Annotated in this window: 15 protein-coding genes; 1 reads left to right on the top strand and 14 read right to left on the bottom strand. The window is 62.6% G+C overall.

The features are described 5' to 3' along the window. The first annotated feature begins 59 nt into the window (after window positions 1-59). Window positions 60-1,946: a bifunctional acetyl-CoA hydrolase/transferase family protein/GNAT family N-acetyltransferase gene (locus P0N66_RS07195; protein WP_275803802.1), complete on the top strand. Its 1,887-nt coding sequence runs from the start codon at window positions 60-62 to the stop codon at window positions 1,944-1,946. Window positions 1,947-1,959: 13 nt separating this feature from the next. Here P0N66_RS07195 and P0N66_RS07190 read toward each other — a convergent pair whose 3' ends face one another. From P0N66_RS07190 to P0N66_RS07125, 14 genes are all read right to left on the bottom strand, one after another. After that, a complete protein-coding gene (locus P0N66_RS07190) occupies window positions 1,960-3,054 on the bottom strand; it encodes a beta-ketoacyl synthase N-terminal-like domain-containing protein (RefSeq protein WP_275803800.1) in 1,095 nt (364 codons plus the stop codon). Next, the gene (locus P0N66_RS07185; RefSeq protein WP_275803798.1) at window positions 3,051-3,515 is read right to left on the bottom strand and encodes an acyl-CoA thioesterase; all 465 of its coding nucleotides are present in this window, start codon (window positions 3,513-3,515) and stop codon (window positions 3,051-3,053) included. Before P0N66_RS07185 ends, P0N66_RS07190 begins: the two co-directional genes overlap by 4 nt. Before the next feature lie 102 nt (window positions 3,516-3,617). Further along, window positions 3,618-4,010, bottom strand: coding sequence for a 3-hydroxyacyl-ACP dehydratase FabZ family protein (locus tag P0N66_RS07180; protein WP_275803796.1), 393 nt, complete (start codon window positions 4,008-4,010; stop codon window positions 3,618-3,620). 85 nt (window positions 4,011-4,095) lie between these two features. Next, window positions 4,096-4,653, bottom strand: a complete 558-nt coding sequence (locus P0N66_RS07175; RefSeq protein WP_275803794.1) for a hypothetical protein — start codon at window positions 4,651-4,653, stop codon at window positions 4,096-4,098. Continuing rightward, window positions 4,650-7,172, bottom strand: a complete 2,523-nt coding sequence (locus P0N66_RS07170; protein WP_275803792.1) for an MMPL family transporter — start codon at window positions 7,170-7,172, stop codon at window positions 4,650-4,652. The genes P0N66_RS07175 and P0N66_RS07170 overlap by 4 nt, the downstream gene beginning before the upstream one ends. After that, complete coding sequence (locus P0N66_RS07165) at window positions 7,108-7,773, bottom strand: LolA family protein (RefSeq protein WP_275803790.1); 666 nt, start codon at window positions 7,771-7,773, stop codon at window positions 7,108-7,110. Before P0N66_RS07165 ends, P0N66_RS07170 begins: the two co-directional genes overlap by 65 nt. After that, window positions 7,770-8,219 carry a hotdog family protein gene (locus tag P0N66_RS07160; protein WP_275803788.1) on the bottom strand — a complete coding sequence of 150 codons (450 nt, stop codon included), beginning with the start codon at window positions 8,217-8,219 and terminating at the stop codon, window positions 7,770-7,772. Before P0N66_RS07160 ends, P0N66_RS07165 begins: the two co-directional genes overlap by 4 nt. A 90-nt stretch (window positions 8,220-8,309) precedes the next feature. Further along, window positions 8,310-9,038 (bottom strand): 3-oxoacyl-ACP reductase FabG, encoded by a 729-nt coding sequence (fabG, locus tag P0N66_RS07155; protein WP_275803786.1) that lies wholly within the window; start codon window positions 9,036-9,038, stop codon window positions 8,310-8,312. Between the two features lie 25 nt (window positions 9,039-9,063). Then, complete coding sequence (locus P0N66_RS07150) at window positions 9,064-9,915, bottom strand: beta-ketoacyl synthase chain length factor (RefSeq protein WP_275803784.1); 852 nt, start codon at window positions 9,913-9,915, stop codon at window positions 9,064-9,066. Then, window positions 9,912-11,153: a beta-ketoacyl-[acyl-carrier-protein] synthase family protein gene (locus tag P0N66_RS07145; RefSeq protein WP_275803782.1), complete on the bottom strand. Its 1,242-nt coding sequence runs from the start codon at window positions 11,151-11,153 to the stop codon at window positions 9,912-9,914. The genes P0N66_RS07150 and P0N66_RS07145 overlap by 4 nt, the downstream gene beginning before the upstream one ends. 55 nt (window positions 11,154-11,208) lie before the next feature. After that, complete coding sequence (locus P0N66_RS07140) at window positions 11,209-11,463, bottom strand: phosphopantetheine-binding protein (RefSeq protein ID WP_275803780.1); 255 nt, start codon at window positions 11,461-11,463, stop codon at window positions 11,209-11,211. A gap of 219 nt (window positions 11,464-11,682) precedes the next feature. Further along, window positions 11,683-12,621, bottom strand: coding sequence for a lysophospholipid acyltransferase family protein (locus tag P0N66_RS07135; RefSeq protein WP_275803778.1), 939 nt, complete (start codon window positions 12,619-12,621; stop codon window positions 11,683-11,685). A gap of 63 nt (window positions 12,622-12,684) precedes the next feature. Then, on the bottom strand, window positions 12,685-13,863 hold the full coding sequence (locus tag P0N66_RS07130; protein ID WP_275803776.1) for a DUF2062 domain-containing protein: 1,179 nt from the start codon (window positions 13,861-13,863) through the stop codon (window positions 12,685-12,687). Continuing rightward, window positions 13,847-15,199, bottom strand: coding sequence for a lipid biosynthesis B12-binding/radical SAM protein (locus P0N66_RS07125; protein WP_275803774.1), 1,353 nt, complete (start codon window positions 15,197-15,199; stop codon window positions 13,847-13,849). Before P0N66_RS07125 ends, P0N66_RS07130 begins: the two co-directional genes overlap by 17 nt. Window positions 15,200-15,201: the final 2 nt, after the last annotated feature.

The following is a 15,201-nucleotide window of genomic DNA, read 5'->3' as shown; positions in this document are numbered from 1 at the left end:
CGACGCCAACCACGCGGCGGGCCAGCGCGAAATGGATAAAAAAATATGAGGCTTCAACCATGACTTCGCATTTACAGGCCCAACCCGACCCCGAATGGCGGGAGCGATATGGGGAGATGATCCGCAGCGCCGATCAGGCCCTGGCGCTGGTGCGCCCCGGACAGCGGGTGTTTATCGGCACCGCCTGCGCCGAGCCCGGCGCACTGGTGGCGGCGCTGACCCGGCGCTGCGGAGAGTTGCGCGACGTGGAGATCATTCAGTTGCTCACCAAAGGCGAGGCCGCTTACGCCACCAAACCGCTCCAGGAGTGTTTCCACATCAACAGCTTTTTCATCGGCCGGGCGGTTCGGGAGCAAATCCAGCAGGGGCTGGGAGATTACACCCCCACTCTGCTTTCAGACATCCCCCGACTGTTTGCCTCCGGACGACTGCCGCTGGATGTAGCCCTGATCCAGGTGTCCGAGCCCGACCACCGGGGCAAGGTCAGCCTGGGCATCGGGGTGGACGTGACCAAAAGCGCCACCGAAAACGCCTCCCTGGTCATCGCCCAGGTCAACCCCCGGATGCCCCGCACTCTGGGCGACAGTTTCATCGACATTTACGATATTGATGTGCTGGTACCTCAGGCGGCGGCGATCTTGGAACGTCAGTCCAGCCGCCCCAACGCCGCCACCCGGCGAATCGGGGAGCAGATCGCCGCCCTGATCGAGGACGGCTCCACCCTGGAGTTCGGCATCGGCCGGATTCCCCACGCCCTGGTGGAGTTTCTCAAGGACAAGCGTGACCTGGGAATTCACACCGAAATGCTCACCGATTCCATGCTGGAGCTGATCGAATCCGGGGCGGTCAGCGGCAAGCACAAGAGCATCGACCGGGGCAAAATCGTCACCAGCTTCTGCATGGGCAGCCGACGACTCTACGACTTCGTCGACAACAACCCGCTGTTCAGCTTCCGGCCCACCGAGTACGTCAACGACGACTACATCATCAGCCGCCAGCACAAGATGGTGGCCATCAACATGGCCCTGGAGATCGACCTCACCGGCCAGGTTTGCGCCGACTCCCTGGGTTCACGCTTTTTTTCCGGAATCGGCGGGCAGGTTGATTTCAACCGGGGGGCGGCCCGCTCCCTGGACGGCAAGGCGGTGATCGCCATGGAGTCGACGGCCCAAAAAGGCACGGTTTCGCGCATCGTCACCCGGCTGACCCCCGGGGCCGGGGTGGTCACCACCCGGGGCGAGGTCCATTACGTGGCCACTGAGCACGGCATCGCCTACCTGCACGGCAAGAGTGTGCGGGAGCGGGCCATGGCCCTGATCAGCATCGCTCATCCCAGCTTCCGGGAACAGCTCTTCCGCGAAGCCTTGGAGGCCAATTACCTGCACCGGGAGCTGGCCGACCTGGACGGCCGGGTGCTGCTGACCTCCGGCGAACTGGCCACCACCAGCCTGCTCGAAGACGGCACCCAGGTCTCATTCCGCCCGGTCCACCCCACCGACGAGCCGCTGATGAAGGATCTGCTCTATGCGCTCTCCCGGGAGACCCTGTACTACCGTTTTATGAGTTCCAGCGGCCGCTTCGCCCACCAGGAGATCAAAAACTTCGTTTACATCGACCATCGCAAGGACGCGGCCATCGTCGGCACCGTCCCCGAGGCCCACGGGGAGGATATCATCGCTGTGGGCCGCTATTATCTCGACGAAAAAACCAACCGAGCCGAAGTGGCCTTCGTCATCCGGGACGACTGGCAGAACCGGGGCCTGGGCACCGCCCTGTTCAAGCACCTGGTAAGTATTGCCAAACGCAACGGCATTGCCGGCTTCACCGCCGAAGTGCTGCGGGATAACCGCCGCATGCAGGCGATCTTCAACCACAGCGGCTATACCGTGCAAAGCCGGGTGGAAGATGATGTCTACAGCTACCACCTCGACTTCAGCCAGCTTTAAACCAGGAAAGGGGTCAGGCTGCGGCAAAGACCACTGCGGCGTTAATGCCGCCGAACCCGGAGTTGCAACTCAACACCGAAGGATGGCGCAAAGGCAGGGAAGACGTGCCGCTAACCGGCACCTGCCCGCTTTCCGCTGTCCGCAAACCGACGGTGGGCGGCAGCACTCCTTCCCGCAAGCTGCGAATGGCCACAATCGCTTCAAGAACGCCGGCGGCGCCCAGGCAGTGGCCGATGGCCCCCTTCACCGAATGGACCGGCGGCGGTTGCCGCCAGATGGTGCCAAAGGCCAGCATCTCCATGGCGTCATTGTAGGTGGTTCCGGTGCCATGGGCGTTTATGCCGCCCACTGGCCGGCTTCCCTGCTCCGTGGCCTGCTCCAGCGCCCTGATCAAACCACTGGCCTGCCGGCAGGGGGCGGTGATATGGGTGGCATCGCAGGAAACACCGTAGCCGGTGATGGCGGCCAGCACCGGCCATTGCCGGGCTGCCGCCTGCTCGGCGGTGGTCAGCAGCAGCCAGCCGCCGCCCTCGCCCAAGGAAAGCCCGTCCCGGTTGTCGTCAAAAGGGCGGCAGCCGTCGGCGGCCAAGGCCTGCAGGCTGGCAAAACCGGCCTGCACAAAACGGCTTATCAGGTCCACCCCAACCACCAGGGCGGCCTCGCATTCCCCACGGCCCAGCCGCAGCACCGCTTCCATGATGGCCACCGTCCCGGAGGCGCAGGCAGCGCTTACCGTTCGATACTCGTGGTTGATCTTAAGCCGGCCGGCAACGGCGGCCGCCAGTTCCGGGGGCTGTCCCGGCCAGGGAGCCCCGGGGGCAAGCAGCAGCTCATCCACGGCGCCCTTGGTGGTGGCGCAAATCAGGGCGGTTTGGGCCGGCAGCTCCGGTACTCCGACCAGCAGCCGGGCCAGCAGGGCCTGCAGACGCTCATCGGTGCCGGGAGCGGCGGCCAGCCCGTCAACCCGGCCCATCACCAACGGCTCGGCAAAACTTTCCATGGCATGACGCCGCAAACCGGAGCGCCCCGCCCGCAAAGCCTGCCAGGTGGCCTCTGCATCGCCCAGGGCGGTCGCCATCGCCGTTTTTACCACCACCACCTGCTTCATGACCATTCTCCCCGGCGCCACCGATCTTTGAACTCCTCGATCCAGTCCGGCGGCGAGAGCAGCAGGTTATCCTCCCGGTCCGTCAGCAACTGCATGGAATATCCCCGGGCCACCAGCCGGGCCTCAGGGCCGTTGATCTGAAAGGAATAATCCAGCCGCATGGCCTCATTCCAGTGCATACGGGTAACGATCTCCATGGTCTCATCAAAATAGAGCGGAGCATGGTAATCGATATGCATCCTTACAATGGGCGCCCTCACGCCGCGGTGGATAAAGTCTCGGTAACCCATGCCATAACGATCTCCCAGGGCCACCCGACCATCTTCAAAATAACTCACATAACGGCCATGCCAGACAATACCCATCAGGTCGATCTCTTCAAACCGCACCCGGCGGCTGACGCCGACCGTCAAAGGGGCGGGAGAATCGGGAGCGGGCGGAAAATATTCAGTAAAACCCATAACTTGACAACCTCTTTAAAAAACACCAAAAATGCCAGACTGGACGATAAAAGCCAGTTCGGCCACCAGTCATTTTCGTCGCCGCCACAAATTATCCCATCATTACGGCTGATTAATAAAATTAAGTTTGCCACTGGCCACCAGACCATCAGCCTTGGTCAATTTGAATTTTGCCTGCCAGCCGACCGGATCAACCAGCGGGGTGAGGTCGAAGGCCACCGTCAGCCGCTCCTGTGGCCGTACCATGCCCCGGAACTTGGCCCCAAGACAACCCGCGGTCAGCAGCTTGCCGGTCACGGCCAACTCCGCCAACTGACGGACGGCGGCCAATTGTACCACCGCCGGCAAAATCGGCCAGGCGGGAAAATGGCCGGCAAAGCCCGGAAAGTCCGGGGCAAACAGATACTCCCCGGCAAGCCTCATCCCATCTGATTCCCGCCGTTCAAACTGCCAGGAGGACAGGGATTGCCGCAAGGCTTCCTCGAGAGACAGCATAATAATTCTCCACTGAGTTTTATCGGCATCGCAAAAGCCGCACCGCCATCCGGCAAAGGTTACCGGGTGATGCGGACCAGCGCAATCAATCCGCCACCAGCTGCAATGTTACCCCGAGCCAGGTATTTTTAAAAGTTATTCCAGGTTGTTGTGATTCCTCGGCCGCCGTTACGTACTCCACCGACCACCAGGGCAAAAAACCGGCTCGAGCGTATTTTTTCTCGCCTTGTGCGGTTTCCCGCCGGCAGAGTTGCAGCAGAAAATTCCGGCTGCAAGGCGTTGCCGCCGGTTCCAGGAGGAAAATCCGGTACAGGGAAGTGGCGAGAAAATCAGGCAGCCGATGCCCATCAAAGACCCCCAGCTGGCGCAGCTTCGTCATTTCTCCGTCGGCGCTCAGCCTGGCGGCCAGCAAGGTAACGCCGGTACCGTCCAGCAGGACATAATGCAAACCGCCATTTTCCCGCCTGGTACCCAGCAGACCGCTGAACTTCCGCTCCTCTCCCTGACTGATGGTCACCCGCCACAGGGCATCGGCGGCGATATCGATATACGACGCCTGCAAGGAAGGCTCCGGTGGCCGGGCCGGCAGGGCGCAACCGGCAAGCAGCATGACAAGCAAAATCAGCGCGGCTGCCTTCATCATCCCTGTCCCTCCCCTGTGGGGACGGCAGCGGCCCCGGTGGTTAAGACCTTACCGGCCAGCACCGGGGAGACCAGCAGAGCCGTCGGCCAGGCCGCCCCAATCCCGCACAGCACCGTAATGCCCAGGGAATGCAGGGCTGGGTGCTGGGCAAAGGCCAGAACCCCGAAACTGATCATGGAGCTGGCAGCACAGATGGACACCGCCAGCAGGGTGGTGGCCGAACGCCGCTCACCCCGGGCACAAACCACAAAAATGCCGTAATCCACACTCAAGCCGATCACCATGATCCCCATCAGCAGGTGCATCATGTTCAACTCACCGCCGGTCAACCGGCTGAACAGGATCATGGCCGCCAGGGCCGACAGCACCGGCGCCAACACCGCCAATACCGACCGCGGACGGCGAAAGAAAATAACGGTCAGCAGGAACAGCAACAGCGCCGCCGTCGAGGTCAGCACCGCCAGATCATGACGCAACAGCCGTTCCACCTGCTGCCGCCATTTCTGGTTGGCCAGCACCGTGATCCCCGGTTGACCATCAGCCCAGGCCAGCAGTTCCGGCAATTGATCGGTATCGGTCAGTTCCGCGGTGGTCAGCAGCAGGAATTCGGCGGGCCGGTGGTCTTTGCCCTGCTCTTCCGGCCGGCGCAGCATCATGCTCACCATGGGGCGCAGCGGGCCGGTCAGTATCGCTTCTGCGTCCAGCAGCCGCGGCTCGGCGGTCAGCCGCGCAAGAAAGGAATCAAAGGCTCCGGGCGCAAAACCGGCCTGAGCGGCGGCCTGGCGAAAACGGGCCGGAAAATCCTCGCCCCGGGCGGCCCAGAAGGCCTGCCAATCCGCCAGTCGCTGTCGCTGAACGGCGGGACCGGGCAGCAGCGGCGCGACACTCTGGAAACTGGACCCGTGGTGCTGCTGTAAGTGGCGATAAACCTGGTCGTTATAATCCCTGGCCTGGGCCAGGTCCGCCGCCGCCGCCACGATAAAAGCCTGCTCACCCTCCCGTCCCCAGGTGTCCCGAAAATGTTCCTCATCGGCCAGCACCCGGGCATCGGGGGCATCAAGCACCCGCAAATCCCCGGTATACTGCAAATCAGGCCAGGAGAGCAGGCCGCCGACCAGCAAGCCTGCCCAAAGGCACAGCACCAGCAGTCGGCTCCCCCAGGATGACAGCACCGGCGGCGTAAACCAGGTCGCCGGCGGACGGCGCCTGGGGCGGATCAGGGTGGGCAGCAGCAGCCAGGAAAAGAGCACCGCCAGCAGGATGCCGGTCAGTGCCAGGGTGGCCATCTGCCCATGGGACGGCACCTGGGAAAACAGCAGCACCACGAAAACCCCGGCGGTGGTGAGGGTGGCCAAAGAGACCGGGCGCAGCAGACGGCGCAGCAGGGCCCGGGGCCCACCCTCTTCCCGGGCCAGGGCCAGATAGATATGCACTGCGAAGTCCACCGCGATCCCGATGAGCACAATGCCAAACCCCAGGGCCAGGGCACTGACCCGGCCATGGATCAGGCCCATCACGGCAATGGCCGCCGGCGCCGCCAGAAAAGGGATGGCCAGCACCAGCAGCACCCGGCTGTCCCGCAGGGCGACCAGGAGCATGGTGAGCAGCAACCCCGAGGCAATGGGCAACAACAATCGCAGATCGCGCTGGACGGCCTGGTAATTGGCCAGAGTATGAGGCAGGGAGCCGATAATGCCCCAGTCGACCCCGGTGGGCAGATTGGCCGCCATGACCTCCCGCAGCAGGGCGTCAACCTCGGCAGCCCCGCGGGAATCGGTCAGCGAACGGTTGCTGTCGGCCAGAATCAGGGCACTGAGGCGGTCTTCGCTAAGGAAAAAACCATCCACCATGGCGCCGTCATGTTCCTGCTGCAGGCGGGAGAGTTTTTGCAGCACCGGCGGAAGCAGGCCCAGGGGATCATGCTGAACCTGTCTTTTGACCACCATCCCGGCGGGGCTGTTGAGCAGGTTGAAATTGTCCGCCATGATCCGGGCAAGTCCGGCTTCATCCAGCTTGGGAGCCAAAGCGGCCAGATCCTGGCCGTCGAGCAGCACCGGCAGATATGGCTCCAGGGCCTGGGGCAGCTTGCGCACCAGATCCGGCGGCAGACGATAGACCACCTCCGCCAGCAGCTCACTGGCCGCCATGGCACCGCCGGCCCGCTCTACTCCCTGTTGCAGGGCAGCGCGGGCTTCGTTGGCAGAGGGGTAGTAATCCGGATCGACGGTCAGGGTGATGAAAAGGCGATCCACCAGTCCCAGGCGCTGCAGCAGCGACAGATCACCGCGCACCGCCTCCCCCGGCAGCAAGTCCAGGGCATCATCATTGATTTGCAATTGCAGGGCCTGGAACAGGCCGGCCAGCACAATCAGCAGCACCACCAGCCAGCGCAACAGCGCCGAGCCGGGCCGAGCCGTGGGCAGGGGCGGCTCCGCCCCGGGCTGCGCCAGCGGCTCACTCACCGTCACCGCACCGGCTGAACAGCGCATCATCCGGGTCGGGGTCGGGTTGGCAGTCATGGAAGACAAGTCTGGTCAGGTCACCCCCGGCTTCCCTGATTTCCACCTGCCGGGGTTGATGCGTATCCGGATCGAAGTCAATGGTCAGAGAGGTGACAAACTCCGCCACTCCTGGGTCTTTAGGTTCAATCAAGAGGGTGGCCGCGCCGGCCAGGGTAAGATGATACTCTTCCGCCAGGCGGTGGTGATCTCCCCCCAGCCACAGCCAGAGCTGCCGGGCCACCATGCGCATGACCGGGTCTCTTTGCAGGTCGAAACGGACCGGCGGCGAGTCGCCGTCACAGCGCAAACCGCTGTCTCCTTTAAAAATCAGTACCGAATTGATGGGGCTGGCAAACTCCCAGCGCAACCGATCGGGCCTGACCAGATCCAGCTTGCCGCGAAAAACCACCGGCCGGTCAAACATGGCCAGTTCCTTTTCCTGGGTAAAGGCACAGCTCATACCGCGCATCTCGGCCGCAGCCCGGTCAACATCCTGCAGGAGCGCCGCCAGTTCCTCGGCTTGTCCCGCCGTCCCGGAAGCGGTCGGCAGGATCAGTACCAGCAACAGCAACAGCAGGACGTTTTTTTTGCTCATCTGCCATAAATTCGACATCATCATCTTGGGCCTTCCTCCATCATCTCTCCTTCCCATACCTTAATCTCGACTTCGGCCAAATCAGCCTCGGCGGAACGCACCCATCCCTTAATGATCTTCACCGCCCCGAATTCAAAAGTCTTTTTAAGCTCAACCAGCACGGTGGCACCGGGCCGGGGAACTTGGTACAAGCGAAAGGAGTCCACCCCCACCAGCATGCCGCTGCCGGGGGCAGCACCCGCTTGCATGGCGTCATAACCGTTGGCGGCGGCCATGGCCTGGGCCACCAGTTCAATCCAGTACTCTGTCGGCACCCCGGTCTCGGGATCGTACCAGATTCCCGCCGCCGGCACCACGGCCCGGGCCAGAGCCCGGCCGGGCCGCCACTCCAGCAATTCATCCACCAGCAGCATCGGCGGTCGTTGGGGCACCAGTTCCAGCGCCGGGCGGGGCAAGGTCAGGGCGTTCATCTTTTTCCTTTTCGGTTACCGTTCATCGTGGCCCAGAACCTTCTGCTCCAGCGGGCCGTAAACATTCAGCAGGACGCAAAAGCGGCCAGGTTACATATAGAGCCCGCCGTTGACCCCGATGACCTGGCCGGTGATGTAACCTGCTTCCGGCCCGAGCAGAAAGTTGACCACGCCTGCCACCTCCTCCACCGTGCCGACCCGGCCCATGGGGACCATGGGCAGAATACGTTCCAGGGGCAGGTCTTTGATCATCTCGGTATCGATCAGTCCCGGGGAGACCACGTTGACCAGGATGTTGCGCCGGGCCACTTCCCGTGCCAGCGACTTGCAGGCAGCGATCATCCCCCCCTTGGCGGCGGCGTAATTAACCTGACCGGCCTGACCGGTTTCGCCGGAGACGGAAGCCACAGCGACGATCCGTCCCTTTCTTTTACCCAGCATGGCTTTGGAAAACAGCCGCCCCAGCAAAAAAAACCCGGTCAAATGGGTGGCCAGCACCCGGTCCCAGTCCTGGCGGCTCATCATGGGCAGCAAAGTATCGCGGGTAATCCCGGCGTTATGCACAAAACCGTAAGGTGTTTCTTCAGCCAGTAAAGGCTCCAGAGCGGCCCCGACCGCCTCTTCATCGGCGACATCAAAGGGCAGCAACCGGCAGCGGCGGCCTTTTTCTTCGATTTCCGCCTGCAGGGCGCGGGCCTCCGCGTGGGCCGAATGGTAGTTCAGCCAGAGATCATAACCGCTGTCCGCCAGGCGGCGGGCGATTCCCGCCCCGATCCCGCGGCTGGCACCGGAAATAAAAACTACAGGGGCATCAGACATGGTTTTATCACCTTGTTTTGGTATGTTACGGCAGTTCAATCAACACTTCGGCCCGCCCACAGGGGGCGGACGCCTGCCAGTGCAGTGAAGGCTCTCCTCTTCTCGAGCATTCCTCCAGGGCGCGGCTCAAGGCCAGCGCCGCCGCCAGGCTTCGCGGCACCTCAGCCGGCCGGGCTGCCGCGTCCGGTCGAAACCGCTCCCCGGAACGCAATAAATAAAAGTCCGGGTTGCTGGGTTGCTCGGCCAGCATAATCTCACGCAGCCGCATACCGTCAGCCACCCCCGGCTCGACGGCCTCCAGCAGCCAGGCAACCGCCCCCCGACGACAGGCGGTTGATTCTTGCTGCTCCTCTCCATCTGCTTGCCATTCTCCGGTCGCCACCGTCAATCGCTCGCCGGCCTCAATCAGCAACGGTGATTCTTCTTCCGCCGCCACCACCAGAGCGGCGGCCAGCTCAGTGTTTTCCAGGGCCGCTTGGGCCTCCGCGAGTGCGGCCAAAAAGGGCCAGCCGGGTGAAGTCAGGGTCAGCGCCGGCCCCTGCAAATTCAGCAGCCGGGCCAGGTAACCCACGGCGGCATTATGGACCGAATGAGAAAACAGGGTGGGTGAGGCCTGGCCTTCACCGTTGTCAAAGAGGGTGTCCAGAAAGCGAAAATTGGTTTCCAAAGGACCGGTGGTGGTACCCAGGAACACCCCGATATCCGGTCGGCCTTCCTTGGGTGAAGTTTCAGCATCGGCACCCATGGCCCCGACACCAGCCAGCACCGCCAGGCGGGAAAAATCATCGGCCCGCCGCAGAGCCCGTTGCCAATGGGCCGGAATATCGGCCCCGGAGGTCTCAACTCGCACCGCCCTGATCCGCACTTCGCGCTTCATGACGCCGCCTCCAGAATCAGACCGCTATTACCGCCACCAAACGCCAGCGACTGGGAAAGCCCGATGGGACCGGCCAAGACTCGCTCTTCGTCTTCCGCCAAAGGACAATAGTGGAAGGCTGGGTCGGGCCGCCGGCAGCGGCGGGAACCGACGGTTTTCCCGGCCTGCAGGGCCAGCAGCGTAAAGATGGCCTCAATGGCGCCCGCCGCCCCCAGGGTATGGCCGGTGAGCGCCTTGGTGGAAACCAGCGGAACCTGTCCATTTTCCCCGAACACGGCCGCCACCGCGGTGGTTTCCGCCAGATCGTTAGCCGGGGTCCCGGTGCCGTGGCCGTTGATCAGGGATATATCCCGGCGCTGCAAACTGCTGCCTTGCAGGGCCGCAGCAATGGCCCGTTGCATACCGATCCCCTCCGGATGAGGGGCGGTGGGATGCCAGGCATCGCCGGCGGTGCCAAAGCCCCTGATCCAGCCCTGCGGACGACGACCTTCACGGGTCGCACTTTCCCGCCTTTCAAGTAGCAGCACCCCGGCCCCTTCACCCAAATTCAAGCCCTGCCTACTCTCATCAAAGGGACGGCAGGGGTCGGCATCGGTGAGCAGCAGCGAGGTGAAGCCGTTACCGGCAATCCGTGACAGAGCATCAGCGCCGCCGGCGATGGCCAGTTCACAGCGTCCCCGGCGCAACCAATCAGCAGCCACCCCGATGGCATCAGTACCTGAGGCGCAGGCATTGGTGATTACCAGGGCAGGACCGGCAAGCTGCAGGATCGCCTGCAGGGCGGTGCTGATATTACCCTGCAGATAACGCTGCAACGGCGCCAGCGGCGGCCGCCGTCCCTGCCGCCAGGCCCGGTAATAATCCTCATCGTTAAAGGCGCAGCCCACGGTGGTTCCCAGGCAGACCCCAACCTTGCGGCCGCGCAGCGAGGCCGGGTCCAGCCCGGCCCGGGCAATGGCTTCCAGCGCCGCCGCCAATGCCAGCCGGCCGGTACGGCTCAGGCCAGCCACCGCCGTCATCGTTGCCTCATCAGTCGACAACCCGCCGACCACCGCCCGGATATCCCCGGCCACGCTGAACACCGGAAAGGGTAAAGAGGTAGCGTAAATCTCCGCCGGCACCGGGCCGCAGTTGACCTCACCACCGGCCAGCGCGTTGCGGTGCTCATCAAGGTTTAAACCGGCAGCGGAGAGGCACCCCAGGCCGCTGACGGCAACTGCTGCTGCCGAATCACCCATCAACACTCCTCGGGGCATCCTGTATGCACCGCCAAAAACACCAGTTTCATAGAATTTATGCCTGATGCTCCCGGATATAATCGGCCAGATTGGCAATGGAGGTAAAGGCCTTCTTGCCCTCCTCCATGTCGGAAATCTGGACCCCGAAATGTTTCTGGATCAGCACCACCAGTTCCACCGCATCCAGCGAATCAAGCCCCAGTCCGTCACCGAACAGCGGCATGTCATCTTTGATGTCGGCGGGGGTAATGCCCTGCAGTTTGATTTCGTCAATTAAAATATGTTTGAGCTTCTCTTTCAGGTCTTCCATGCCTTTTCAGTTTTTCCTCGCGGTAGTTGTCTTGATAGGATCAGCGGCCCGATAAGTTGTAAACGTTCAGCAGCACCCCACCTTCGGGCGATCAGCCAAGCTTACGTACACGGGTACGCGGCGCTCGGCTGCTTGCCCGAATCTGGGGCACTGCTGAACGTTTACAGCCCGTTAAATAAGTAGGTTAGCACCCCTGGTGAACGGTTACGATAAGTTTGATTATTGCTGCCAAAAATCGTAAAAGTTGTACCATTGATAGGGATACTCGTCAACGTGCTCCTGCAGGTTGCGGGCAAAGCGGGCAGCGCTTTGCCGGCAGGCTTCCGCCCTCTGCTCCCGTTCCTGCCAGCCGGGATACCAGATATCCCGAATCCTCAGCAGGTAACTGCGCCGGCCGGTCTTGGCGGCAAACATGGCCACCACCGGGGCGCCCACGCAACCCGCCAGCACATAAGCCGCATCGGGCAGGCGAACCGGATCACCCAGGAAATCCACCGACACCGACGAGCCCTTGACCAACCGGTCACCCATGATGGTGACCACCTCCCCCCGCTGCAGGGCCGCCGTCGCTTCTACCATTCCCCCCAGCGGCCCGTCGGTGCTGATGATATGGAAGGGCCGCCGCCCCTGACCCAGGTCGAAATAATGCTTGGCTGCCGCCTCCCGATCGTAATGCATCAGGGCGTGGACCGGTACCGGCAGCTGCTCCAGGTGGGCCAGCGCCGTCTGCCAGTTGCCCACATGGGCGGTCAGCAGCACCGCCCCTTGGCCCTTGCTCACCAGTTTAAGCAAGCGCTCGTAACCAATGGTTTCACCCTCGAGGGTACGCCCCCGACCGGTGCCCAGCCAGGCCCGATCCACCAGCACCCGGCCGAAGGAATGGACGATTTTGCCGGTGGCCAGCCATAATCGCCAGCGGTTAAGTTCGGGGAAACGGCGCCGCAGATAGGGCCTGATCCGCCGGTGAATCTCCCGGCTGCCAAGCAAATAAACGGCAACCACGGGCAGCAGTAACAGATACCCCCCGGTGCGGCCGAAAAGACGCAAGGTAAGATAAAAACAGTAATGGCCCCAGGCCTCCAGGCGTTGCCACCAGCTGCGGGCCGGCGGCCCCGGCCCGGCACCACTGTTTTCCAGTCCTTTACCGACGTTTTGCATCTTCTCAGTCAATCCAACGTAGCCTGCACCGGGTTCAATCCGAAATAAGCGCCCACGGGACAATCAGTTGTCCGTAACGCGACAGGGAAACATCCTGGTCCGGGCCCAATATATCAACCCGGCGCCGATCAGCCCCAGCACCGGCCCCACCACCAGAGAGCCGAGCAACCAGTCCCACAGGCGCAAGTGAATCTCCAGCAACCATTTTTCCCAGGAGAGATCCAGCAGCAGCCCCCCTTCACGCATGAAATAACCCACCTGAATACATAACACCGGCACCACCGGCGGCATGCAAAACTGACTGGCCGCCACCGCCGCCAGTTTGTTTAGATGCAAGCGGTGGGTGACATAGATAATCGCCACCGTATGACAGGCAATCAGGGGCAGGGCTCCCATGAACAGACCGATCCACACCGCCGTGGCCAGCCAGACCGGCGAGGTGTGCTCGGAGCAGATCCTTTTCAAGGTCTGCCAGGGCCGTCGCACCGCCAGTTTTTCGGCCGTGGGCGGGGACTGGCCGGCGACCCGGTGATGGGACAAAGGCAACAGGCGGCGCAGCAGCAGACGGGTGTGCAAGACGGTCAACCGCAGATTGTCCCGCCATTGGCTGAAATGACTTACCCGTTCGCCACTGGGCGGATAATGCACCGAAATATCAACTGAATCTATATCCACCCCGGCCCATGAGGCCCGCACCAGCACCTCGATTTCAAAATCGTAGCGACTGCTGCCGAGCTTCAGAGCCAGCAGTTCACGTACCGGATAGAGTCGCATACCGCTCTGGGTATCCGGCAGCTCACGGCCGGTTTCAAGCCGGACCCAGAAGTTGGAAAAGGAACGACCGAAAAGGCTGGCTTTAGGCACTGTTTCCTGCACCATGCGCCGCGCCCCGATAACAATGGCCGGTCGGCCGAGGGCCGCCGCTTTTGCCGCCAGCAACTCGGCCTCGGCCGGGTCATGCTGGCCGTCGGCATCCACGGTGATGATCCAGGCGAAACCAAGTTCGGCGGCTTTAGTGGCCCCGGCCATGATGGCCGCGCCCTTACCTTTATTTACCGGCAGCCGCAGCTTATGGCAATCCAGGTCGGCAATCCGCTGCCAGCCGTCATCGGTACTGCCGTCATCCACCACCAGTACCGGCCAGCCCGCCGCCCGGGCCCACTGCACCACTTCCCGCAGGGTGGCGCCATGGTTGTATACCGGCACCACAACGATGGTCGGTTGCTCATACCGAGCGCGCATTTCTTACCCGGGGCGGACGCAGCAAAAAATCCCAGAGCGGCCCGGTATGCCCCATCTCATGCAAAACTGTCAGATGACCGATAATCTGTGAAACTGGAAAGATCCGGTCCGTTCGCGGGGCAAAAGCGGCGGCCAGTTCCCGGTTAAGCTCGGCGGCCGGCAACTGGGGCGAAAAATAAAAAGTCGGGGTCAACAAAGATTGGTCGGCGGTGATCACCCCGTCCGCCACCGCCCTGGCGGCCAGCGCGGTTCCCGGCAGAATCCGGATGCCGGAAAAAGCAAAGACGATACACTTTTCCAGCCGGGATAAATTATCAAGCCCTTCGGTCAAGGTCCGGCGGTCCTCATCGGGGCCGCCGAACATCACAAAATGGGCGCAGGGAACCCCCTCTTCCACCGCCAGCCGGTTGGCCCGCAGCACCTGATCGAAGTCAAACCCCTTGTCCAGGCCCGCCAGGGTTCGGTCACAGGCGGCATCGGTACCTAGTTCCATGGCCGCCAATCCGGCTCGCTTGAGCAGCCGCAAATCTTCCCGCTCCAGGTTCTGGGGGCGAAAAAAGGCGCACCAGGGAGTGGTGTTGCCATTTCTGATCAGGGCTTCGGCCAGGCGGCGAAATTGCCCGGCCCCGTCGTTGAACACCGAGTCGGTAAAGAAAATGTACCTGGCACTGTGTTCCGACACCAGCCGGGCCACCTCTGCCGCCGTCTCGTCCGGATCCCGGTAACGCAGGGTGTGTCCCTCGATGGTGGGATAGGAGCAATAAGCGCAATGATAAGGACAGCCGCGCTTGGTCTGCACTCCCAGCATGCCGCCGTGGGCCAGATAATAACGCAGCGGGCTTTCATCATATACCGGCCGGGGCCAGAAGTCCACCCGGCGCTCATTGCGCAGAATCTTCTGCCCGGGCGGCCGGCCGGCAGCCAGTTCATCGGCCAGCCAGGGCAGCAGCACCTCGCCCTCGCCCACCACCCCGTAGTCGGCGCACAGAAATCCCAACAGCTGTTCCGGCATCAGGGAAAAGGCCGGCCCGCCGAGCACCACCGGCGCCGGGGAGACCTCCCGGATCAAGGCAACGACCGCCGCCACTTCGGGTACAAAATCGTTGGGGTCACAACTGTCGACGGTGTCCAGGTTGCGAATGGAAAGGCCGATCAGGTCATAGCGGCGCTCGATCAGCCGCTGCCGCAGGCCCGCGGCACCGCCATCGGCCAGCAGATCAAAATGCTCGGCCACATGCCCCGCCTGCTGCAGGCTGCCGCACAGATAGGCGACCCCAAGGGGGTATACGGGATAAGGCACCACCGCCTGATTAACCGACACCAATAGACAGTTCATGG

The organism is Desulfurivibrio dismutans, assembly GCF_029210385.1.
Lineage (GTDB): Bacteria > Desulfobacterota > Desulfobulbia > Desulfobulbales > Desulfurivibrionaceae > Desulfurivibrio > Desulfurivibrio dismutans.
This window is presented reverse-complemented; position numbering and strand designations above follow the sequence as displayed.

What these genes read in the sequence shown, in the direction of transcription:
- P0N66_RS07195 (WP_275803802.1), top strand. Translation starts at nt 60, where the DNA reads ATGACTTCGCATTTACAGGCCCAACCCGACCCCGAATGGCGGGAGCGA.
- P0N66_RS07190 (WP_275803800.1), bottom strand. Translation starts at nt 3,054, where the DNA reads ATGAAGCAGGTGGTGGTGGTAAAAACGGCGATGGCGACCGCCCTGGGC.
- P0N66_RS07185 (WP_275803798.1), bottom strand. Translation starts at nt 3,515, where the DNA reads ATGGGTTTTACTGAATATTTTCCGCCCGCTCCCGATTCTCCCGCCCCT.
- P0N66_RS07180 (WP_275803796.1), bottom strand. Translation starts at nt 4,010, where the DNA reads ATGCTGTCTCTCGAGGAAGCCTTGCGGCAATCCCTGTCCTCCTGGCAG.
- P0N66_RS07175 (WP_275803794.1), bottom strand. Translation starts at nt 4,653, where the DNA reads ATGATGAAGGCAGCCGCGCTGATTTTGCTTGTCATGCTGCTTGCCGGT.
- P0N66_RS07170 (WP_275803792.1), bottom strand. Translation starts at nt 7,172, where the DNA reads ATGACTGCCAACCCGACCCCGACCCGGATGATGCGCTGTTCAGCCGGT.
- P0N66_RS07165 (WP_275803790.1), bottom strand. Translation starts at nt 7,773, where the DNA reads ATGATGATGTCGAATTTATGGCAGATGAGCAAAAAAAACGTCCTGCTG.
- P0N66_RS07160 (WP_275803788.1), bottom strand. Translation starts at nt 8,219, where the DNA reads ATGAACGCCCTGACCTTGCCCCGCCCGGCGCTGGAACTGGTGCCCCAA.
- fabG (WP_275803786.1), bottom strand. Translation starts at nt 9,038, where the DNA reads ATGTCTGATGCCCCTGTAGTTTTTATTTCCGGTGCCAGCCGCGGGATC.
- P0N66_RS07150 (WP_275803784.1), bottom strand. Translation starts at nt 9,915, where the DNA reads ATGAAGCGCGAAGTGCGGATCAGGGCGGTGCGAGTTGAGACCTCCGGG.
- P0N66_RS07145 (WP_275803782.1), bottom strand. Translation starts at nt 11,153, where the DNA reads ATGGGTGATTCGGCAGCAGCAGTTGCCGTCAGCGGCCTGGGGTGCCTC.
- P0N66_RS07140 (WP_275803780.1), bottom strand. Translation starts at nt 11,463, where the DNA reads ATGGAAGACCTGAAAGAGAAGCTCAAACATATTTTAATTGACGAAATC.
- P0N66_RS07135 (WP_275803778.1), bottom strand. Translation starts at nt 12,621, where the DNA reads ATGCAAAACGTCGGTAAAGGACTGGAAAACAGTGGTGCCGGGCCGGGG.
- P0N66_RS07130 (WP_275803776.1), bottom strand. Translation starts at nt 13,863, where the DNA reads ATGCGCGCTCGGTATGAGCAACCGACCATCGTTGTGGTGCCGGTATAC.
- P0N66_RS07125 (WP_275803774.1), bottom strand. Translation starts at nt 15,199, where the DNA reads ATGAACTGTCTATTGGTGTCGGTTAATCAGGCGGTGGTGCCTTATCCC.